17 protein-coding genes and 1 other RNA gene are annotated in these 20,758 nt (G+C 64.9%); 2 read left to right on the top strand and 16 right to left on the bottom strand.

The window, feature by feature from the left end; genetic code table 11:
* Positions 1-27: 27 nt before the first annotated feature.
* The 14 genes from ftsA to rnpB form a co-directional block, all read right to left on the bottom strand.
* The gene (gene ftsA / locus C7440_RS11260; RefSeq protein WP_017524745.1) at positions 28-1,254 is read right to left on the bottom strand and encodes a cell division protein FtsA; all 1,227 of its coding nucleotides are present in this window, start codon (positions 1,252-1,254) and stop codon (positions 28-30) included.
* Between the two features lie 7 nt (positions 1,255-1,261).
* The gene (locus C7440_RS11255; protein ID WP_017524746.1) at positions 1,262-2,053 is read right to left on the bottom strand and encodes a cell division protein FtsQ/DivIB; all 792 of its coding nucleotides are present in this window, start codon (positions 2,051-2,053) and stop codon (positions 1,262-1,264) included.
* Positions 2,050-3,021 carry a D-alanine--D-alanine ligase gene (locus tag C7440_RS11250; protein ID WP_116518603.1) on the bottom strand — a complete coding sequence of 324 codons (972 nt, stop codon included), beginning with the start codon at positions 3,019-3,021 and terminating at the stop codon, positions 2,050-2,052. The genes C7440_RS11255 and C7440_RS11250 overlap by 4 nt, the downstream gene beginning before the upstream one ends.
* Positions 3,018-4,424: a UDP-N-acetylmuramate--L-alanine ligase gene (gene murC / locus C7440_RS11245; protein WP_116518602.1), complete on the bottom strand. Its 1,407-nt coding sequence runs from the start codon at positions 4,422-4,424 to the stop codon at positions 3,018-3,020. The genes C7440_RS11250 and murC overlap by 4 nt, the downstream gene beginning before the upstream one ends.
* The gene (gene murG / locus C7440_RS11240; protein WP_116518601.1) at positions 4,421-5,494 is read right to left on the bottom strand and encodes an undecaprenyldiphospho-muramoylpentapeptide beta-N-acetylglucosaminyltransferase; all 1,074 of its coding nucleotides are present in this window, start codon (positions 5,492-5,494) and stop codon (positions 4,421-4,423) included. The genes murC and murG overlap by 4 nt, the downstream gene beginning before the upstream one ends.
* Positions 5,491-6,684: a putative lipid II flippase FtsW gene (gene ftsW, locus C7440_RS11235; protein WP_017524750.1), complete on the bottom strand. Its 1,194-nt coding sequence runs from the start codon at positions 6,682-6,684 to the stop codon at positions 5,491-5,493. The genes murG and ftsW overlap by 4 nt, the downstream gene beginning before the upstream one ends.
* A complete protein-coding gene (gene murD, locus C7440_RS11230) occupies positions 6,681-8,207 on the bottom strand; it encodes a UDP-N-acetylmuramoyl-L-alanine--D-glutamate ligase (RefSeq protein WP_116518600.1) in 1,527 nt (508 codons plus the stop codon). Before murD ends, ftsW begins: the two co-directional genes overlap by 4 nt.
* Positions 8,204-9,376 carry a phospho-N-acetylmuramoyl-pentapeptide-transferase gene (gene mraY, locus C7440_RS11225; protein WP_017524752.1) on the bottom strand — a complete coding sequence of 391 codons (1,173 nt, stop codon included), beginning with the start codon at positions 9,374-9,376 and terminating at the stop codon, positions 8,204-8,206. Before mraY ends, murD begins: the two co-directional genes overlap by 4 nt.
* Complete coding sequence (gene murF, locus C7440_RS11220; protein ID WP_040549124.1) at positions 9,366-12,164, bottom strand: bifunctional UDP-N-acetylmuramoyl-L-alanyl-D-glutamate--2,6-diaminopimelate ligase MurE/UDP-N-acetylmuramoyl-tripeptide--D-alanyl-D-alanine ligase MurF; 2,799 nt, start codon at positions 12,162-12,164, stop codon at positions 9,366-9,368. The genes mraY and murF overlap by 11 nt, the downstream gene beginning before the upstream one ends.
* Complete coding sequence (locus C7440_RS11215; protein ID WP_116518599.1) at positions 12,161-13,894, bottom strand: peptidoglycan D,D-transpeptidase FtsI family protein; 1,734 nt, start codon at positions 13,892-13,894, stop codon at positions 12,161-12,163. The genes murF and C7440_RS11215 overlap by 4 nt, the downstream gene beginning before the upstream one ends.
* The gene (gene ftsL / locus C7440_RS11210; RefSeq protein ID WP_017524755.1) at positions 13,891-14,199 is read right to left on the bottom strand and encodes a cell division protein FtsL; all 309 of its coding nucleotides are present in this window, start codon (positions 14,197-14,199) and stop codon (positions 13,891-13,893) included. Before ftsL ends, C7440_RS11215 begins: the two co-directional genes overlap by 4 nt.
* On the bottom strand, positions 14,199-15,266 hold the full coding sequence (rsmH, locus tag C7440_RS11205) for a 16S rRNA (cytosine(1402)-N(4))-methyltransferase RsmH (RefSeq protein WP_116518598.1): 1,068 nt from the start codon (positions 15,264-15,266) through the stop codon (positions 14,199-14,201). The genes ftsL and rsmH overlap by 1 nt, the downstream gene beginning before the upstream one ends.
* 7 nt (positions 15,267-15,273) lie before the next feature.
* Positions 15,274-15,702, bottom strand: a complete 429-nt coding sequence (mraZ, locus tag C7440_RS11200; protein ID WP_026067993.1) for a division/cell wall cluster transcriptional repressor MraZ — start codon at positions 15,700-15,702, stop codon at positions 15,274-15,276.
* A gap of 261 nt (positions 15,703-15,963) precedes the next feature.
* An RNA gene (rnpB, locus tag C7440_RS11195) (RNase P RNA component class A) lies at positions 15,964-16,374 on the bottom strand.
* 162 nt (positions 16,375-16,536) lie between these two features.
* Between rnpB and C7440_RS11190 the strand changes: the two genes are divergently transcribed.
* Complete coding sequence (locus tag C7440_RS11190; protein ID WP_017524759.1) at positions 16,537-18,408, top strand: ATP-binding cassette domain-containing protein; 1,872 nt, start codon at positions 16,537-16,539, stop codon at positions 18,406-18,408.
* 11 nt (positions 18,409-18,419) lie between these two features.
* Here the strand turns inward: C7440_RS11190 and pyrC are convergent, their stop codons facing one another.
* Positions 18,420-19,490, bottom strand: coding sequence for a dihydroorotase (pyrC, locus tag C7440_RS11185; RefSeq protein WP_017524760.1), 1,071 nt, complete (start codon positions 19,488-19,490; stop codon positions 18,420-18,422).
* Between the two features lie 153 nt (positions 19,491-19,643).
* Here pyrC and C7440_RS11180 point away from each other — a divergent pair, with 153 nt between their 5' ends.
* Positions 19,644-19,916 (top strand): SWIB/MDM2 domain-containing protein, encoded by a 273-nt coding sequence (locus tag C7440_RS11180; protein WP_017524761.1) that lies wholly within the window; start codon positions 19,644-19,646, stop codon positions 19,914-19,916.
* Between the two features lie 66 nt (positions 19,917-19,982).
* Here C7440_RS11180 and C7440_RS11175 read toward each other — a convergent pair whose 3' ends face one another.
* Positions 19,983-20,348, bottom strand: coding sequence for a DUF4870 family protein (locus tag C7440_RS11175; RefSeq protein WP_017524762.1), 366 nt, complete (start codon positions 20,346-20,348; stop codon positions 19,983-19,985).
* Positions 20,349-20,758 lie beyond the last annotated feature (410 nt).

The following is a 20,758-nucleotide window of genomic DNA, read 5'->3' as shown; positions in this document are numbered from 1 at the left end:
CCCGCCCCTCAAGGGCTTGTCCCGCCCTTAATTCATGAACCACTCCTTCATGCGGGCCAGCAGCGTCTTGACGCTGCCGGTCTGCTGCGCCACCTTGCGGCCGCGCGCGCGTTGCAGGCGGGCCTCGGACAGCAGGCCCATCACGGTGGAAAACCGCGGATTGCGCATGACGTCGGCAAGGCTGCCCTCATAGCTGGGCACCGCAACCCGCACCGGCTTCAGGAATACGTCCTCGGCCAGTTCGACGATGCCGGGCATCAGGGACGTTCCGCCGGTCAGCACCACGCCCGAAGAAAGCAGGTCTTCGTAGCCCGATTCGCGCACGATCTGTTGCACGAAGGTAAAAAGCTCTTCGATGCGCGGCTCGATGACCGCACCCAGCGCCTGGCGCTTGACCTGACGGTTGGGCCGGTCGCCCAGTCCCGGCACCTCGATATACTCTTCGGCAGTGGCAAGCACCTGCTTGGCGATGCCGTAGCGCAGCTTGATCTCTTCGGCATCGGGCGTGGGCGTGCGCAGCATGGCCGCAATGTCGCTGGTAACCTGGTCGCCGGCGATCGGCACGACAGCGGTATGCCGAATCGCGCCGCCGGTGTAGATCGCGATGTCGGTCGTGCCGCCGCCGATGTCGACCAGGACCACGCCCAGTTCTTTTTCGTCCGAGGTCAGGCAGGCCATGCTGGACGCCAGGGGTTGAAGAATCAGGTCCTGCACCTCAAGGCCGCAGCGGCGCACGCATTTGACGATGTTCTGCGCCGCACTGACCGCGCCCGTCACGATGTGCACCCTGACCTCCAGGCGCAGGCCGCTCATGCCGATGGGCTCGCGGATGTCCTCCTGCGAGTCGACGATGAACTCCTGGGTGAGCACGTGCAGCACCTGCTGGTCGGTGGGAATGTTCACCGCCTTGGCCGTCTCGATCACCCGCGCCACGTCGGTGGGCGTCACTTCCTTGTCCTTGACGGCCACCATGCCGCTGGAGTTGAAGCTGGTGATGTGGCTGCCCGCGATGCCCGTGTAGACCTCGCGTATCTTGCAGTCGGCCATCAGCTCGGCCTCTTCGAGAGCGCGCTGGATCGAGTTGACCGTCGCCTCGATGTTGACGACCACGCCCTTGCGCATGCCCTGGGACTCATGCTGCCCCAGGCCGATCACTTCGAAGCGTCCCTCGGGCAGAATCTCCGCCACCACGGCAACCACCTTGCTGGTGCCGATGTCGAGTGCAACGATCAGGTCCTTGATGTCACGAGTCATAGCTTTTCTATTTGGTAGAAGAAGAGGGAACGGGCGCCAGGGTAATGGCAAAACCGTTGGCATAACGTAAATCGGCACTTTCAATGGCGCGGCCTTCCAGCCGCTGCGCCAGGACGGGCCAGGCCTGCACGAAGCGCTGTATGCGCGCCGCGAACGACAGGGCGCCTGAACGGCCATGCGGATCGGCGACATCGGCCGCCGGGTCGCGGCCCAGGCTCAGGCTTACCCCGTCGGACAATCCAACCGACCAGGCATAGCGGGGGCTGAGGGTGATTTCGCTGACGCTGACATTGAGCGGCGCGAACCAGCGCGCAAGCTCGGCGTAGCGCTGCACCACCAGACGCTCGGAGTTGTCCGGGCCATTGAACTGCGGCAAGCGGGCGTCGTCGGGCAGTTCGCCCTGGTTGGCCCTGAACGCTTCACCCCAGGTATTGATCATCTGATCCTCGTTCCATAATGCCAGGGGCTGCTGTTCTTCAAGCTGCACGCTCAGCGTGTCCGGCCACACCCGGCGGATGCGCGCATGGCGCACCCATGGAACCGTCTCGAGCAGATTGCGCGTCTCGTCGAGATCGATGGTGAAGAAATTGCCGGCCACCCGACCCGCAATTGTCGCCCGTACACTCGCAGTAGAGACGTAATTCAATGTGTCGGCTTGCATCGGTTCGATCTGTATCCGCTCGATCGCGAAGTAGGGACGCTGGATCACCCAGACAACGACGCCAACAAGCATCGCCAACACCGCCAGCAAGGCCAGCGAATTGGCGACGAAGTTGATGATGCGGGCGTCGTTGATCACGATTGCGCGCCTCCCTGCATTGATTCCACACCGGGCGCCGCCACCTTGCATGAAGCGGTTTCGAGTATGGCCAGGCACAGGTCTTCGTAACTCATCCCGGCTGCTTTTGCTCCCATTGGCACCAGCGAATGGCTGGTCATGCCCGGCGAGGTGTTCATTTCGAGCAGCCAGGGCCGGCCCCGGGCGTCAAGCATGAAGTCCGCCCTGCCCCAGCCCTCGCAACCCAGCACCTCGTACGAGCGCTCGGCCAGTTGTCGGATGCGATCGGCAAGACCCGCATCCAGCTGTGCCGGGCAGATGTATTGCGTCTCGTCGGAAAGATATTTGTGCTCGTAGTCGTAGTTGCCGCCGGGCGCGACGATCTCGACAATGGGCAGCCCGCGGGCGCCGCTGGGCCCGCCCAGCAAGGGTACGGTCAGTTCGCGCCCCTCGATGAACTGCTCGGCCAGCACGGCTGCGTCAAAGCGGGCGGCGAGGCGGTAGGCCTGCTTCATTTGCGCACGTTCGGTCACTTTCGTAACGCCCATGGTCGAGCCTTCGTGCGGAGGCTTCATGATCAGGGGCAGCCCCAGGCGGTCCACCGCCTCGTCCAGGCCGTTCTCGTCGGTCAGCACGACGTAGTCGGGCGTCGGCAGGCCTTCATGGAGCCACACCTTCTTGGTCATGACCTTGTCCATCGACAGGCTGGAGGCCAGCGGCCCGCTGCCCGTATACGGCAGCTTCATCAGTTCGAGCATGCCCTGCAGCGTACCGTCCTCGCCATAGCGTCCGTGCAGGGCAATGAACACGCGGTCGAAGCCCGCATTGACCAGGTCGGTCAGCGTGCGGGTGCCGGTGTCGAACAGGTGAGCATCGACGCCCGCGCGACGCAGGGCTTCGTGCACGCCGCGCCCCGACATCAACGAGACCTCGCGCTCGGCGGACTGTCCGCCATACAGCACACCGACGTGGCCAAACCTGTTGCTCATGCCAGCTCTCCGATACGTGCGGGAACCCGGCTGATCGTGCCCGCACCCATGACGACGACCACGTCGCCGTCCTCGACAAAATCAAGAATCGCCTCCGGCAGGCCGGCCACGTCTTCGATGAACACCGGCTCGACCTTGCCCGCGACGCGAATGGCGCGGGCAAGCGCCCTGCCATCGGCAGCCACCAGCGGCGCTTCGCCGGCAGCGTATACCTCGGTAAGCAGCACGGCGTCGGCCTGGCTCAGCACGCGCACGAAATCCTCGAAGCAGTCGCGTGTGCGGGTATAGCGATGCGGCTGGAAGGCCAGGACGATGCGCCGGCCCGGCCATGCGCCGCGCGCCGCCTCGAGCGTGGCCTCCATCTCGACGGGGTGGTGGCCGTAGTCGTCCACCAGCGTGAAGCTTCCGCCCCCGCGGGTGGCGGACACAGGGAAGTCTCCCACCTGCGTGAAGCGCCGGCCCACGCCATTGAAAGCCTCGAGCGCCTCGGCGATGGCGGCGTCGCTCACCCCCAGCTCGGTCGCCACCGCGATGGCCGCCAGGGCATTGAGAACGTTGTGCCGGCCCGGCAGGTTCAGCCGCACGGAAAAGACGGGCAGCGGCCCCGCCACGCTACGGCGCTCGACATCGAACACCATGCTGGTGCCTTCGGGCCGCACATTCACGGCCCGCACCAGCGCATCGGGATTGAGGCCGTAGGTGGTGACCGGCCGTGAAATCAGGGGAATGACCTCGCGCACGTTGGCGTCGTCGCTGCAGACCACGGCGCTGCCGTAGAAAGGCAGGCGGTGGGTGAACTCGATGAAGGCGCTCTTGAGGCGCGCCACGTCATGGCCATACGTGTCCATATGGTCTACATCGATATTGGTGATGATGGCCATCACCGGCAACAGATTCAGGAAAGAGGCGTCAGACTCGTCGGCCTCGACCACGATGAACTCGCCCTGTCCCAGGCGCGCATTGGCGCCGGCCGAGGTCAGCTTTCCGCCGATGACGAAAGTGGGATCCAGGTCGCCCGCGGCCAGCACGCTGGCCACCAGGCTGGTGGTGGTGGTCTTGCCGTGGGTGCCCGCCACGGCAATGCCGCGCTTCAGGCGCATCAGCTCGGCCAGCATGAGGGCGCGGGGCACGACCGGTATGCGCGCGGCGCGCGCAGCCAGCACTTCCGGATTGTCGGCCGATACCGCGGTGGAAGTGACAATGGCACCCACCCCTTCGATATGGGCCGCGTCATGTCCGATGCTGACTCGGGCGCCCAGCTCGGCCAGGCGCTTCGTGACGCTGGACTCCTGGACGTCGGAACCGCTGATGGCGTATCCAAGGTTCAACAGCACCTCGGCGATGCCGCTCATGCCCGAACCGCCTATGCCGACGAAATGGATGCTTTGTATTCTGTGTTTCATGCGGCTCTCCCGGCCACGTGTTCGCATGCGTCCGCAATCTGCTGCGCGGCATTCAGGCTGGCGTGTTCATGTGCATGGCCGCCGTAGCGGGCCAGTTCTTCGCGGCTGCGCGCCTTCAGCCAGCCGGCCAGCCAGTCGGGCGTGAACCCGGCCTGCTTCTGCAGCCATGCGCCATTGCAATCGCTGAGGTAGCGGGCGTTGGCGGTCTGGTGATCGTCGATGGCGTGCGGCAGCGGAACGAACAGGGCAGCCACGCCGGCCGCCGCCACTTCGGCCACCGTCATGGCGCCGGCGCGGCAGATAAGCAGGTCGGCCTCGCCCAGCCGCGCCGCCATGTCGTCGATGAAGGCATGGCACTCGGCCTGCACGCCTGCCTGCGCATAGCGCTGGCACAGGCTTTCGATATGCTGTGCGCCCGCCTGGTGCACCACGGCGGGACGGTCGTGCTCCGGCAGCAAGGCCAGGGCCTGGGGCACCACCTCGTTCAGCACCTGGGCGCCCAGGCTGCCGCCCACCACGAGCAGGCGCAACGGCCCCTGCCTCTTGCCGTAGCGTTCGCCGGAAGCGGGCAGGCGCAGGACCTCTTCCCGCACCGGGTTGCCCACCATCAGGGCGCCGGGCAACGCGCCGGGAAATCCGGCAAGAACCTTGCGCGCCATGCGGGCCAGCAAGCGGTTGGCCGTGCCTGCTACGGCATTCTGTTCGTGCACGACGATCGGGATGCGCCGCAGGCGGGCCATCAAGCCGCCGGGGAAGGCAACGTAGCCCCCCATACCCAGAACGACGTCGGGCCTGGTGGCGTCCAGGGTCCGCAAGGCCTGGCGGCAGGCGCCCGCCAGGGCGAAAGGCAGCTTGAGCAGCGCCATGGCGCCCTTGCCCCGCACGCCCGAAAACCGCAGCGCTTGCAAGGGGATGTCGTGCTGCGGGACAAGACGGCCCTCCATGCGCTCGGGATGCCCCAGCCACACCACCTGCCAGCCCCGCTGCCGCAGTTCATGGGCCACGGCCAGGCCTGGCATGATATGCCCGCCGGTGCCGCCCGCCATGATGAGTACGGTGCGCGCGCTCATGTCCGTTTGCCTCGCATCATGTTGCGGTTCTCGAAATCGACCCGCAGCAGCAGGCCGACCGCGACCAGGTTCATGACAATGCTCGACCCCCCGTAGCTGACCAGCGGCAGGGTCAGGCCTTTGGTGGGCAGCAAGCCCACGCAGACGCCGATGTTGATGAAGGCCTGGACGCCGAACCACAGGGCCACGCCCTGCGCCACCAGGCCGTTGAAGATGCGCTCCATCGCCACCGCCTGCCGGCCGATGTCGAAGGCGCGCCAGACCAGGAAGGCGAAGGCAAGCACCAGCGCCGTCACGCCCACGAAGCCGAGTTCTTCGCCAATGACCGCGACAATGAAGTCAGTGTGCGCCTCGGGCAAATAATGAAGCTTCTCGACGCTGGCGCCCAGGCCGACGCCGAACCACTCGCCCCGGCCCAGCGCGATCAGCGAATGCGACAGCTGGTAGGCGCTGCCATAGGCATTGTCCGGGTTCCAGGGGTCGAGGTAGGCGAACAGCCGCTCGCGCCGCCATGGAGAAAGCCAGATCAGCAGGAGGAAACTGCCTATCAACACCGCCAGCAGGCTGGAGAACAGCTTGCCGTTGATGCCGCCGATGAAGAGTATTCCCACGGCGATGGCAACAATGACCATGAAGGCGCCAAGGTCCGGCTCGGCCAGCACCACGATGCCCACGGCCGCCAGCGCGCAGGCCATCGGCATGAAGCCGCGCACGAAGTTCTGCATGTGCTCCTGCTTGCGCACCGTATATTCGGCCGCGAACAGCAACATGGCCACCTTCATCAGTTCGGAGGGCTGGAAATTCAGCACGCCGAGGGGCAGCCAGCGACGCGCGCCGTTGACCTCGCGGCCGATGCCCGGCACCAGCACAACGACAAGCAGCAGCATGCACAGCAGGAACAGCGGCAGGGCCGCCTTCTGCCAGACGCGCATCGGTATGCTCAGGGCAACGCCCAGGGCCAGCAGGCCCAGGGCCACGAACGCCCCGTGGCGTATGACGAAGTAATAGCGCCCATAGCTTTCGTAGCGTGGCCCGTCGGCCAACGCGATCGAGGCCGAATACACCATCAGCAGCCCGAACAGCACCAGGCCGGTCGTGGCGATGACGATGGAGTAGTCGAAGCTGGGCATGGTGGTGCGGCCGGGCCGCACGGCATTGACGCTGGATGTCAGGTCGGCGAACAGGCTCATGCGACCTCTCCTTTGTCGAGCGCCAGCGCCTCGACGGCATCGACGAAAGCCTGGCCGCGATGGCTGTAGTTGCGGAACATGTCCATGCTGGCGCAGGCGGGTGAAAGCAGTACCGCATCGCCCGGCTGGGCCAGCGCGAAACCGCGCTCGACCGCCTGTTGCATGGACTCTGCCCTTTCGATCACCGGCGCATCGTCGCCCAGGGCCTGTGCAATGACTTCCGCATCCTGGCCGATGAGCACGACCGCACGGGCATGCTCGCGCGCTACGGGCGCAAGCTGGGAAAAGTCCTGCCCTTTGCCCAGGCCGCCCGCGATCAGGACCGCCGGCTGGCCCAGCCCCTGGAGCGCCGCCAAGGTGGCGCCCACGTTGGTACCCTTGCTGTCGTTGATGAAGTCGACGCCGCCCACGCTGCGCACGAACTCGGTGCGATTGGGCTCGCCGGCATAGTCGCGCAAGGCGTGCAGCATGCCGGCCCAGCCCAGGCCAAGGCTGCGCGCAAGGCATAGCGCCGCCATCGCATTCAAAGCATTGTGCACGCCGCGCACCCGCATGGCGTCAACCGGCATCAGATGGGAAGGACGCGCCTCGGGCCTTTGCGGCGCGGCGTCGGATTTCTTGCGCCGGCCGGTCGAAGGAGGGTCGTAGTCGCTCGGCTCGCCATAAGCCAGCCAGCTCAGGCCCGAACCGCCATCCAGGCCGAAATCGCCTTCCCATTGCGGTGCGCCGCGGCCGAAACTGCGCACGCCGACCGACCGCAGGTTGTCCACCATGGCGGCGACAAGCGCATCGTCGCGATTGACGACCGCGATGCGCGCCGCTTGCAGCACGCGGGCCTTGGCTGCGGCATATGCCTGCATGGAACCATGCCAGTCAAGATGGTCCTGCGTTACGTTGAGCACCACGGCGGCGTCCGGCGCCAGGCTGTAGGTCGACTCGAGCTGGAAGCTCGACAGCTCGAGCACCCAGACGTCGGGCAGTTGCCCCTGGTCGCACGCATCCAGCAAGGCGGCAAGGGCGGCGGGCCCGATATTGCCCGCGGCGCGCGCGCTCAAGCCGCTGGCGGCCACGAACTCGCGCGTCATGGCGGTGACCGTGGTCTTGCCGTTGGTGCCGGTGACGGCCAGCACTTTGGGCGTATATGCCTGCTCGGCCATGTCGCGCAGCGCCCGGGCAAAAAGCTCGATCTCGCCGATGATCTCGATGCCGCGCTCGCGCGCCTGGGCAAGCAGCCCGGCGACCGGCTCTTCGCGCGGCGACAGGCCGGGGCTGATCACGATGCTGCAGACACCCTGCAGCGCTTCTGCGATGAAATGCCGGGCGCCCAGCCGGTAATCCACGTTGGCCGCGGCCAGGTCCTCGCGCAGCGCGTCCAGCCCCGCCGGCGCTTCGCGCGTATCCAGGACGCGCAGCGGCGCGCCGTGCCGCGCGCACCACCGTGCCGCGGCCACGCCCGTCAAGCCCAGCCCCAGGATAAGGGTCGGTGCGTCGCTCCGGATCGAGGAAATGGAAAAATCGCTCATCGCAGCTTCAGTGTGGCCAAGCCTACCAGTACCAGGATCATGGTGATGATCCAGAAACGGACCACCACCTGTGTTTCTTTCCAGCCGCCCACCTCGAAGTGATGGTGCAGCGGCGCCATGCGCAATATCCGCCGGCCTTCGCCGTATCGCCTTTTGGTGTATTTGAACCAGGCCACCTGCACCATGACGGACAGGGTTTCGACGACAAAGACGCCGCCCATGATGAACAGCACGATTTCCTGGCGGACGATGACGGCAATGGCGCCCAGCGCACCGCCCAGGGCCAGCGCGCCCACGTCGCCCATGAAGACCTGCGCGGGATAAGCGTTGAACCACAGGAAGGCCAGGCCGGCGCCGGCGATTGCGGCGCACAGCACCATGACCTCGGACGCGCCCGGAATGTGCGGAAACAGCAGGTATTTCGAATAGTCGACCCGCCCGACCACGTAGGCGAAGATGCCCAGGGCGCTGCCGATCATGACGGTTGGCATGATGGCCAGCCCGTCAAGGCCGTCGGTGAGGTTGACCGCATTGCTGGTGCCCACGATGACGAACCAGGTCAGGGCCGCAAAGCCGAACACGCCCAGGGGATAGCTGACGCTCTTGAAAAAGGGCACGATCAGGTCGGCCCGGGTGGGCAGGGGCAAGGTGAAGCCGCTCAGCACCCAGTCGCGAAACAGCGGCCAGAGTTCGGCGTTGGCGGGCGCGGACACCGCGAAGGTGAGATAGACGGCAGCCACGAGGCCGATCAGCGCCTGCCAGAAGAACTTGCGCCGCGCCGACATGCCTTCGGGGTCGCGGTTGACGACCTTCTTGTAGTCGTCCGCCCAGCCTATCCATCCGAAGCCGAAAGTGACAAGCAGCACCACCCAGACGAAGCGGTTGGTCCAGTCGGCCCACAGCAAGGTGCTGACCGCCACGGAGATGAGGATGAGCGCCCCGCCCATCGTGGGCGTGCCGTTTTTCTGTATGTGGGACTCGGGACCGTAGCCGCGCACTGCCTGTCCGATCTTGAGCTCGGTCAGCTTGCGGATGACCATGGGGCCCGCCAGCAGCCCGATGAACAAGGCCGTCCCGCAGGCCAGCACCGCCCGGAAGGTGATGTACTCGAAGACACCGAATGCGCGCACGTGGGAGTCGGACAGCCAGCGGGCCAGCTCAAGCAACATTGTGGTCTCCTTCGGCCTGCGCCTGGAGTCGTTGTGTAAATCCCTGAACCACTCGTTCCATACGTGTACTGCGAGAGCCTTTTACTAGAATATTGGCCGGCGACAATCCGGCGAGGCGCTCGAGCAGCGCCTCGATGTCGTCGAAAGAATGAGCGTTGGCCCCGAATGCCTGCGCGCACTGGCGGGCGGCCGGACCAAAGGTGAGCAAGGCGTCGATGCCCTGCTCTTTGGCGTAGGCGCCGACCTCCGCGTGCATGGCCGGGCCGTCCGATCCGACTTCGGCCATGTCGCCCAGGACCAGCACCTTGCGTCCCTGCAACTGGGCCAGCACGTCGATGGCGGCCCTGACCGAATCAGGGTTGGCATTATACGTATCGTCGATCAGCTGGAGCCCGCCGGGCAGCGCACGCGGCTGCATGCGGCCCGCCACCGGGTCGAAGCCTTGCAGCCCGTTGACGATTGCCGCCAGGGGCGCGCCGGCGGCGAGTGCGCAGGCCGCCGCGGCCAGCGCATTGCGAAGATTGTGCACTCCCGGCGCCCCAAGCTGCACGAAGGCCGCACCGCCGGGGGTATTCAGCCGGAAGCCCGTGCGGGCCGGCTCGGCGCGGATTTCGTCCGCGTAGACATCGAACGACGCCTCCAGGCCGAACACCAGCGTGCGCCGCCCGGCCGAGAGTTCGCGCCACAAGCCGGTATACAGGTCGTCGCCCGGGAAGACTGCGACGCCGTCTTCGGGCAAGGCGCCGAACACGCTGCCGTTTTCACGCGCCACCGCCTCGACCGTGTGCATGAACTCCTGGTGCTCGCGCTGAGCGTTGTTGACCAGTGCGACAGTGGGCCGCGCCATGTCGGCCAGCAGAGCGATTTCGCCGGGATGGTTCATGCCCAGCTCGAAGACCGCGGCCTGATGGGCGGGCTTGAGCTCGAGAAGGGTAAGGGGCACGCCCAGCTCGTTGTTCAGGTTGCCCCGCGTCCATAGTGCGTTTTCCGGACCCACCCAGGCACGCAGGATGGATGCGACCATCTCCTTGGTAGTCGTCTTGCCGTTGCTGCCCGTAACGGCGATGGCCGGAATGTCAAAGCAGCGCCGCCATTGCGAGCCGAGCAGCCTGAGGGCGTGTGCGGTATCGCCCACTTCGAACTGGGACAGGTCGACGTCGGGGTTGCGCCGGGCCACGATCGCGGCGCAGGCGCCCGCCTCGCGCACCTGCTCGAGATACGCGTGGCCGTCGAAGCGCTCGCCCGCCAGCGCCAGGAAGATCTGGCCTTGCGCGATCCGGCGCGAATCCGAACTGAGCGAGGCGCCACGGCGCCAGGTCAGGGCCAGCCTCGACCATTCCCTGTCGTCGAAGGCGCTGCGCTGTCCGGCGATTTCCTGGTAGGTTTCGTGGCCCTTGCCCGCCAGCAGCACGACATCGGCCGGCTCAGCGCGCCAAACGGCCTGCAGTATAGCCGCGGCGCGATCGGGCTCCACCAGGGGCCGGCCCGGCATGCCGCGCAGGATATCGTCCAGAATGGCCTTCGGGTCTTCTGAACGCGGGTTGTCGTTGGTAAGAATGACCATGTCGGCAAGCTGATCGGCCAAGCGCCCCATCACGGGACGCTTGGATTTGTCGCGGTCACCGCCGCAGCCGAAGACGCAGATCAGCCGCCCGCCCCGGGAACCGGCCGTTTCACGCAAAGCCTCCAGCGCCCGGTGCAGGGCATCGGGCGTGTGGGCGTAGTCGACCACCACCATGGGTTCGCTTGCGCCCGACTCTGCCGCCGGGCAATCCAGGGCTTCGACAAGCTGCAGCCGCCCGCCCACCGAACGCAAGGCGGACAGCGCGCGGGCAATGCGTGACACCGACCAGCCCAGTTGTCCGAGCACTCCGGCGATCAGCAGCAGATTGGAGACATTGTGCAAGCCGACCAGCCGCGTGACGATCTGGGCGGTTCGCTGGGCGATGGAAAGATTGAACACCAGGCCATAGGTGCCGGTATGCACGTCGCCGGCCTGGATCGAGGCGGATGTGTCCTGGCCCAGGGAATAGGTGTCTAGGCTCATGCCTTCGACCTGCAGAGCCAGCTCTCGTCCGACGGGGTCGTCGATATTGACCACGGCGCCGCCCAGGCCCGGCCTGTGGAACAGGGCGAACTTGGCGGCCTTGTAGCGTTCTATGGTGTGGTGATAGTCGAGATGGTCGTGAGTAAGGTTGGTGAATCCCGCGATGCGGATATGGACGGCGTCGAGCCGGCCCTGGTCAAGCCCGATGGACGAAGCTTCGATCGCGGCCACCGTGGCGCCCGCATCGCGAATGGCGGCCAGGCTGCGATGCATGGTCAGCACATCGGGCGTCGTCAGCGCGCCGCCCAGATTCGTGCCGTCGGGTAGTGTAACGCCCAGGGTGCCTATCGTACCGCAGGGCACTCCCTCGGCATTCAGCGCCGCCGCCATCCACTGCACCGACGAGGTCTTGCCATTGGTGCCCGTAATCGCCACCACCGACAACGCCTCGGAAGGACGCCCATACCATTCGTGCGCAAGTTCGCCCAGCTTGCCGGCCAGCCCCTCGACTTCAATGACAGGCGCGCCTTCGGCGATGCGTGCCGTGGCTCCGCCGGCCTGCACGAGCACGGCCGCGGCCCCGTTTGCAATCGCCTGCTCGACATAGTCCCGCCCGTCGCTTTTCAGGCCCGGGCAGGCAAAGAACACATCGCCCCGCCGTATGCTGCGCGAATCCAGGCACAGATGGGCGCCGCGCGGCGCGTGGCCTTCAATCCAGGCGATCAATTGCGGCGTATTCATTCTTGCTCCCCGGCGGAACCCACTGCGACCAGAGACTCGAACGGGGCGTCGGGCTGCACGCCCATGCGCCGCAAGCTGCTTGCCACGATATTGGAAAAGACCGGCGCCGCCACCCGGCCGCCGTAGTATGCGCCGCCCTGCGGTTCGTCCAGGGTTACGGCGACGACAATGCGCGGGTCGGATACCGGGGCGAACCCGACGAAAGAGCTGCGATACTTGGAGGTGCTGTAGCGCCCGTCGACGATCTTGCGCGCCGTACCGCTTTTGCCGGCGACGCGATAGCCCTGCACCTGCGCCAGCTTGGCGCCGTCGGGCCCGGCCGCCGCCTCGAGCATCGAGCGTATCAAAGCGGCATCTTCAGGCTTGTACACCTGCACCGAGGTGGGCTTGCCCTGGCGCTTGAGCAGAGTCAGCGAGACCATGTCGCCATTGCGGGCAAAAACAGTATAGGCGTGCGCCACCTGCAGAAGCGAGGCGGACAAGCCGTAGCCGTAGGCCATGGTGGCCCGCTCGATGGGCCGCCAGCGCTCCCAGGGCCGCAGCTTGCCCGAAGCCACCCCGGGAAAGTTCGTATGCGGCGCCCTGCCAAAGCCCAGCTCGGTGAATTTGGTCCACATTTCCTGCGAAGTCAGCCGCTCGGAGATCATGGTCATGCCGATATTGCTCGAGCGGCGCAGGATGCCGGCGATGTCGAGCACCCCGTTGCGGCTCACGTCGGAAATGACCGAGCCCTGGTAGCGGTAACGGCCGTTGCCGGTGTCGAACTTGGTGCTGGTGGTGACCTTGCCCAGATCAAGGGCCAGCGCCACCGTGAACGGCTTCATGATGGAGCCCGGCTCGAAGGTGTCGGTAATGGCGCGGTTGCGCAGCGCGGCGCCCTTGCGATCGTCTCGGTGGTTGGGGTCATAGGTGGGAAGGTTGACCAGCGCCAGCACCTCTCCGGTCTTGACATCGAGCACGATGGCGGCAGCGGCCTTGGCATTGTGTTCTTCCATGCCCTTTTTAAGGGCCGAATAGGCGTCGAACTGCAAGCCGGCGTCGATGGACAGGCGAAGATCCTGGCCGTCGACCGGCGGCACCACCGCCTGCACGTCCTCGACGACCCGGCCAAGCCGGTCGCGAATCACGCGCCGGCTGCCCGGCGTGCCCGACAGCTCTTCGTTGAAGGTAAGCTCGACCCCCTCGATGCCCTTGTCTTCGATATTGGTAAAGCCCAGGACATGGGCGGTCATTCCGCCTTCCGGATAGAAGCGGCGCACTTCCGCCTGCTGATGGATGCCGGGAATCTTCAGCGCCTTGATGCGATCGGCCAGCTCGACGGACACCTGCCGCTTGATGTAGACGAAGTTCTTGTCTTCGTTGGCCAGCCTGCCCTGAATGTCGCGCACGGGCATTTCGAGCAGCTTGCCCAGTTGGGCCAGTTGCTCGCCGCTGGCTTCTTTGGCGTCTTCGGGAATGGCCCAGATGGCGCGCACAGGTATGGTCGACGCCAGCACGACCTCGCCGGTGCGATCGAATATCTTGCCGCGCGTGGCAGGCAGCACGAGCGTGCGCTCGTAGCGCCGCTCGCCCTGTTGCTGCAGGAAATCCTTGGACATGCCCTGCAGGTACAGTGCCTTGACCACCACGGCCCCCAAGCCGAGCATCAGCAGTATGAGAACCAGCCGGGCCCGCCACATGGGCATCGGGATGTTCAGCACAGGGCTGTCATAGAAACGCACGCGCTTCATGGCTGCCCTCCGTTCGAGGCGCGCGGCGCCGGGACGGGAGCGAAATCGCCCTTCAGGTACAGGGTGCGGTCGGGCGAGGCCGGCAGCATGCCAAGGTCGTGGCGGGCGATTTCATCGATTCGCGCATTGCGCACGAGTTCGGCACGCTCGAGCTGCAGGCGGCGCCAGTCGGTGTCCAGTTCGCGGGCCTGCGCGCCTTGGCGCTCTGAAGCCACAAACAACTGGCGCGACTGATACCGCGCCGTCACCAGCGAGATGGCCGAGAGCATCAGCAGAATGGCAAAGACGATGCTGAGCCGGCCCATCAGTTTTTCCTCCGGGCAGCGCGGGATGCCGGCTGGGGCACCAGGCGGATCTCGTTCACGAACGAAGCCCCCGCGTCGGCGGGCAGCGGCGCATCGCTGCGGCTGGCCACGCGCAGCACGGCGGAGCGCGCTCGCGGGTTGGCCGCGGCCTCTTCAGCCGTGGGCAAAACCTTGCCGAGCGGCATGAGAATGGGCTGCGGCATATCCTTCTCGGGAATGGGCAGGCGGGCCTGCGCCTCGCTGCGGCGACGCGCCGCTGCGATGCACTGCTTGACCATGCGGTCTTCGAGAGAATGGAAGCTGATCACCGCCAAGCGCCCTCCCGGAGCCAGGAGCCTCAGAGCTGCCGCGAGGGCGCGCGCGAGTTCTTCGAGCTCTTGATTGATGTGAATCCGTAAAGCCTGAAAGGTGCGAGTGGCCGGATGTTGACCCTTTTCGCGCGTGCGGACGACACTGGCGACGAGCTCGGCGAGGTCGAGCGTTGTGCGCAGCGGCCGGGATTCGCGGCGAGCAGCAATCGCCTTTGCAATCTGGAAAGCAAACCGTTCTTCGCCATATTTCGCTATGACCTCCTTGATCTCTTCTACACTGGCCTCTGCCAGCCATTGAGCCGCGGTCATTCCGCGACTCGTATCCATGCGCATGTCCAGGGGGCCTTCGCGCATGAACGAAAAACCTCTTTCGGCATCATCGATCTGGGGCGACGACATTCCCAGATCGAGCATGACGCCATCTACCTGCGTCAGGCCCAACGCCTCCAACTCTTCGCGCATGGAGGCAAAACCGCCATGCACCACGCTTACCCGGGCGTCCTGCGCCTGAAGCTGCGATGCCGCCTGGATCGCAACCGGGTCCTTGTCGAAAACCACCAGCCTGGCGCCCGGCCCCAGCCGCGACAGCAGCAATCGGCTATGCCCCCCTCGACCGAAGGTTCCATCCACATACACCCCATCGGGGCGCTGGACGGCGCCATCCTGCGGAAACACACGCGACTTGGCGTCGAAGCCGGGATCAACGAGGGCGTTGACCGTGGGCTCTAGCAGCACGGGCCGGTGTGTGAACTCCATAGATGCTTCAGAACGAAAAATTGTCGAGGGCGTCGGTCATGCCCTGTGCCAGCGCTTCGGCTTCGGAACGCGCCCATTCGGCCGCGTCCCATAATTCGAAGTGCCCTCCCATTCCCAAAAGCATGACTTCGCGCGTAAGGCCGGCCGCCTGGCGCAACTCTGGTGCGACCAGGATGCGGCCCGAACCGTCCATATCGACGTCCTGGGCATTGCCCAGCAACAGGCGCTGCAAGGGTCTGGCGGAAGCCGGGAAAGCGGCGATCTGCTCGCGCTTCTGTTCCCAGACGTTGCGGGGATAGACCAGGAGGCATCCATCGGGGTGTCGCGTGAGGGTCAGGCGACCCTCGACCTGCGAACGAAGCGCGTCACGATGCCGGGTCGGAATCGAGATCCGCCCCTTGGCATCCAATGTGAGTGCGCTGCTTCCCTGGAACACCTGTTTATCCCCACTTTTTTGCACAAAATCCTACTTTGCCCCACTCTACGGTAAGGCTTGCCGGCGGTCAAGCGCTAAATCGCGGTTTTTTCAATGACAACAAGCACTTACAGGCGTTACCACATAAGTTCGCCCAAGAAAAAAGCAAAGAAATCAATGGATTGCAGAATGATCTAAAAGTGCTTTGTGCGATTAGACGCGGCGAAGCCGCTCTATGAGGTTTGCTTTTGTTTACAAACCCTCTGATGAAGCAGGAAGGGGAGGCAAGACAGACCTATAGGCCGGATTCTGTACGCCGCACGCGAGGTTCGGCGGGCAATCATTCCTCTGGGTGCGACATTGCTGGCGCACTCTAGCCATCTACCCGCATGCTCGGACGAGCCGCCCTTTCAGCCCCGAGGGGCCGGCGCATGCCTATTTGATGTTGCTCCGGATAGAGGTTGCCGCGTTTCACCCTGCCGCGCCGCGCCTTGTTGCCAAGACGCGCCGTACGGAGATGGCCGTACGGGTGCGCACGCGCCCTCGCGGCAGACTCGTCTCTGTGGCCCTGTTCCTCGCCCGGGCACGCGGCCGAAGCCGCGAGCCCGAACGGGCGGCCGTTAGCCGCTATCCCGCCCTGTGGAGTCCGGACCTTCCTCGATACCGAAATACCGCGATTGCCCAGTCTGCCTTGCCCCGCCATTGTAGCCGGCGCGGCATTCCCGCGCTTTGGGCCCCATCGCGCCGGCAACCTGCGACAATAGCGGTTGCGGCGCACCGCCACAGGCATTTCACCCATCCGTTGCACGCGAGGCCCAGCTTCCGGTTCGCACCCTCGCGCACTACTCTATATATATGGCTGTCAACCTCATTACCCTCACCGACGTTCAACTGGCTTACGGGCACCACCCCCTGCTTGATCATGCCGATCTCACTGTTCAGTCCGACGAGCGCATCGGGCTGATCGGCCGCAACGGCGCCGGCAAGTCCTCGCTGCTCAAGGTGCTGGACGAGCGCACCGCTCCCGACGATGGCGACATCAAACGGCTCGGAGGCCTGCGCGTCGCCACCGTCGAACAAGAGCCTATGCTGGACGAAACAGCCACCGTCTTCGAAACCCTGTGCGGCGACGTCAATGAAAGCGAAGACTGGGCTCGCCCCGCCCGCGTGCAGGCGCTTATCGACGAGCTGGGGCTGGACGGCGACGCATCCATCGCAGGCTTGTCCGGAGGCACCCGCAAGCGCGTCGCCCTCGCGCGCGCCCTGGCCGACGAGCCCGACCTGCTGCTGCTCGACGAGCCCACCAACCACCTTGATTTCATAGGCATAGCCTGGCTTGAAAAACGCCTGCTGGCGGCGCAATGCGCCGTCATACTTATTACCCACGACCGCCGCTTCCTCGACGTGGTAACCACCCGCATCATCGAACTTGACCGGGGCCGCCTGTTCAGCTTTCCGGGCAACTTCAGCGACTGGCAGCGCCGCAAGGCAGAGTGGCTGCAGGCGGAACAGCAGCAGAACGCCAAGTTCGACAAAGTGCTCGCCCAGGAAGAGGCCTGGATACGCAAGGGCGTCGAGGCGCGCCGCACACGCAACGAAGGGCGGGTGCGGCGCCTCGAGGCACTGCGCCGCGAAAGGGCTGCGCGGCGCGAACGGGTGGGCAATGTCAGCCTGGCCATTGCCGAAGGCAAGCGCTCGGGCAAGCTGGTGGCCGAACTTACCGGGGTCAGCCATGCCTTCGGCGAACGAATCATCGTCCGCGACTTGTCCACCACCATCCTGCGCCAGGATCGCATCGGCCTCATCGGCCCCAACGGCGTGGGCAAGACGACGCTGCTCAAGATCATCCTGGGCGAGCTCGCGCCCGACCAGGGGCAGGTGCGGCTGGGCGTCAACCTTACGGTGGGCTACTTCGACCAGATGCGCTCGAAGCTCGAAGAGCACGTGACGGTCGCCGACACGATCAGCCCCGGCAGCGAATGGGTCGAGATCGGCGAGCAAAGAAAGCACATCATGAGCTATCTCGAAGACTTCCTGTTTTCACCGGCCCGGGCGCACTCGCCCGTCAGCAGCTTGTCGGGGGGCGAGCGCGCCAGGCTGGTGCTGGCACGGCTTTTTGCCCGTCCCACCAATGTGCTGGTCATGGACGAACCCACCAACGACCTCGACATCGAAACACTGGAACTGCTCGAAACATTGCTGCAAGATTATCAGGGCACCGTGCTGCTGGTCAGCCACGATCGCGAGTTCCTGAACAACGTCGTCACACAGACCCTCGCCTTCGAGGGCGACGGGCACTGGGGTGAATACGTGGGCGGTTACGACGAGTGGCTTGCGCAACGGCCCGAGCCCGTGGCCTCCCTGCCCCCTCGCAAGCAAGGGCCGTCCGCCGAGGGCCAGGCGAGCGCCGACGATGCCGCCGCTGCCGACGGTCGTTCAAAGGACCCCGCCACCAGCCAGGCCTCCGTCCGAGAGGCAAAGAAGAAGCCCGCACGGCCCGGCCGGCTGGCCTCGTGGGAACAGAAGGAACTCGAAGAAATGCCCGATGCCATTGCGGCCATCGAAGGTCAACAGGCCGAACTGGCCGCCCGCCTGGCCGATGGCAGCCTTTACCGCGATGCCCCCGACCAGGTGGAGGACATCAACAGGCAATTGCAAGAGCTCGAAGACAAACTGGCGACCCTGTTCGAGCGCTGGGAGACGCTGGAATCAAAGCAGGCGGGCTGAGCGCCGGCCCGCTACGGGGCCTGCACGTCGACCTGCCACCCCAGCTCTTCGCCCGCGGCCAGCGGCACGACGGTGGTATCGCCCATGGGAAGCTCGTCGGGGATCGTGTTGGCACGCTTGCGCAACGTAAGGGTGCCTTTGTTGACGGGCAAGCCATAAAAGGCAGGGCCGTTCAGGCTGGCAAAGGCCTCGAGCGCTTCTAGCCGGCCCGCCGCCTGGAACGCGGTCGCGTAGAGCTCCATGGCATGAAAGGCCGTATAGCACCCCGCACAGCCGCAGGCGTGCTCTTTAAGGCCACGGGGGTGCGGCGCGCTGTCGGTGCCCAGGAAAAACCGCCGGTCGCCGCTGGTGGCGGCCTCGACCAGCGCCTGGCGGTGGGTTTCACGCTTGAGCACCGGCAGGCAATACCAGTGCGGACGTATGCCGCCCAGGAAGATGGCGTTGCGGTTATACAGCAAATGATGGGCGGTAATGGTGGCGGCCACGGGGCCGTCGGCCTGCTTCACGTAATCGACGCCATCGCGTGTCGTCAGGTGTTCGAACACCACCTTCAACTCAGGGTAACGCTTGCGCAGGGGAATCATCACCCGTTCAATGAAGACGGCCTCGCGGTCGAACAGGTCGACCTGCGGGTCGGTGACTTCGCCGTGCACCAGCAAGAGCATGCCGTGCTTTTGCATGGCTTCAAGCGCCGGCCCGCACTTGCCCAGCAGGTCGGTAACCCCGGCGTCGGAGTTAGTGGTGGCGCCCGCCGGATACAGCTTGACCGCCTGCACTGCGCCCGACCGGGCCGCCACGGCGATCTCTTCGGCCGTGGTGTTGTCGGTAAGATATAGCGTCATCAGCGGTGTGAACGAGCCCTTTTCCACCCCCGCCTTGTCCAGCGCCGCCTCGATGCGCTGCCGGTATGCCAGGGCCAGCGCCGTGGTGGTAACCGGCGGCTTCAGGTTGGGCATGATGATGGCGCGGCCGAACTGGCGCGCCGAATCGGCCACGACCGATTCCAGTACCGCCCCGTCGCGCAGGTGCAGATGCCAGTCGTCGGGTCGAATAAGGGTCAGGGAGTTATCGGTGATCTGCATGAAAATGAAACATAAAGAGGGGTCGAAATCACCATATTACCTTCTTGCAGGGCGGGTTTTACCGGATTCGGGCACAAATTACTTTGTCTTTGGCCGCAACTCACGTTATGCTGCATGAAAATGACTCACTCACCCCTATTGGAGCACGACCTTATGGCAACATCTGCAAAATCCGCACGCAAGCCCAATGCGGCCTTCATGAAGCCACTGACTCCCAGCCCCACCCTCGCAGCCATCATCGGTGCCGAACCGCTCCCCCGCACCGAAGTCACCAAAAAAATCTGGGACTACATCAAAAAGCATGATTTGCAAGATCCTGCCAACCGGCGCAACATCAACGCCGACGACAAGCTGCGTCCGCTCTTCGGAAAAGACCAGGTCTCCATGTTCGAGCTTACCAAGCTTGTCAGCGGACACCTCAAATAATGTCGGCCTGGCGGCACAAAACCGCCGCAGGCATAAAAAAACGCTGCCCGGGGCAGCGTTTTTTGTTTAGTCTATCGCCTGGGGCGAATTGCCCGAGAACAGGGCCAGCCACCCCCGAGCAATGCGGTAGATGATCCAGATCAGGGCTATCATGCCGGTGATCCAGCCAATGAAGATGAAGGTGGCCAGGGCGCTAAGCACGCACCACAGCAAGCCCCACCAGAAAGTCTTGATGATCCAGTCGAAATGGCCGGCATATAAAGTGCCTGCGGCGTCGCTGCGCTTGAGATAGGCCACGACCACGGCCGCTATGGTGGCAAGCCCCAGGAAGCCGGCGCTGATGAGGCCCAGGGCAAACAGGCCGTAGACGATGTGCGTAAGGGTGCGCATGGACAGCCCATTGGGATTCTCTGGCTGCAAGACTTCGGTCATAGACCCTCCGAAACAATAAGACGAATATTTTGATCGGCCTATTTTACCCGTTTATGGCAACGACCCGACAAGCCCGCGTGTTCTAGCAGATCGGACACAATGGGGGCAATGCAAATAATGCTCGGCGTTAACTTGATCAGGACGTCTTCGCCGAATACTCCCTGGGGAAGAGTCATGTCCGCAGTCGTGCGCGCCGAGAAGCGGCCGCCGAGAGTCGGGGTGGTGGGAGGCGCGAAGAGGGATTGCAGCCGTTGGGGGCTTGTGACAGACGCTTGTGGCTGTTCACAAAGAGCAAAGCCCCCGCATCATATTGAAGCGGGGGCTTTGGGGTGTAAGAGCCTGACGATGACCTACTTTCACAGGCGAATGCCAACTATCATCGGCGCAAAGGCGTTTCACGGTCCTGTTCG

Origin of the sequence: Pusillimonas noertemannii, assembly GCF_003096595.1 — a bacterium.
GTDB classification, from domain to species: domain Bacteria; phylum Pseudomonadota; class Gammaproteobacteria; order Burkholderiales; family Burkholderiaceae_B; genus Pusillimonas; species Pusillimonas noertemannii.
The sequence above is the reverse complement of the archived record's forward strand: the minus strand, read 5'-3'. Positions and strand labels throughout refer to the sequence as shown.

Coding starts and splice junctions, on each gene's coding strand:
- rsmH (WP_116518598.1), bottom strand. CDS start 15,266: ATGGAGTTCACACACCGGCCCGTGCTGCTAGAGCCCACGGTCAACGCC.
- pyrC (WP_017524760.1), bottom strand. CDS start 19,490: ATGCAGATCACCGATAACTCCCTGACCCTTATTCGACCCGACGACTGG.
- C7440_RS11190 (WP_017524759.1), top strand. CDS start 16,537: ATGGCTGTCAACCTCATTACCCTCACCGACGTTCAACTGGCTTACGGG.
- murC (WP_116518602.1), bottom strand. CDS start 4,424: ATGAAACACAGAATACAAAGCATCCATTTCGTCGGCATAGGCGGTTCG.
- mraY (WP_017524752.1), bottom strand. CDS start 9,376: ATGTTGCTTGAGCTGGCCCGCTGGCTGTCCGACTCCCACGTGCGCGCA.
- murD (WP_116518600.1), bottom strand. CDS start 8,207: ATGAGCGATTTTTCCATTTCCTCGATCCGGAGCGACGCACCGACCCTT.
- ftsA (WP_017524745.1), bottom strand. CDS start 1,254: ATGACTCGTGACATCAAGGACCTGATCGTTGCACTCGACATCGGCACC.
- C7440_RS11180 (WP_017524761.1), top strand. CDS start 19,644: ATGGCAACATCTGCAAAATCCGCACGCAAGCCCAATGCGGCCTTCATG.
- C7440_RS11175 (WP_017524762.1), bottom strand. CDS start 20,348: ATGACCGAAGTCTTGCAGCCAGAGAATCCCAATGGGCTGTCCATGCGC.
- ftsW (WP_017524750.1), bottom strand. CDS start 6,684: ATGAGCCTGTTCGCCGACCTGACATCCAGCGTCAATGCCGTGCGGCCC.
- murF (WP_040549124.1), bottom strand. CDS start 12,164: ATGAATACGCCGCAATTGATCGCCTGGATTGAAGGCCACGCGCCGCGC.
- murG (WP_116518601.1), bottom strand. CDS start 5,494: ATGAGCGCGCGCACCGTACTCATCATGGCGGGCGGCACCGGCGGGCAT.
- C7440_RS11250 (WP_116518603.1), bottom strand. CDS start 3,021: ATGAGCAACAGGTTTGGCCACGTCGGTGTGCTGTATGGCGGACAGTCC.
- C7440_RS11215 (WP_116518599.1), bottom strand. CDS start 13,894: ATGAAGCGCGTGCGTTTCTATGACAGCCCTGTGCTGAACATCCCGATG.
- ftsL (WP_017524755.1), bottom strand. CDS start 14,199: ATGGGCCGGCTCAGCATCGTCTTTGCCATTCTGCTGATGCTCTCGGCC.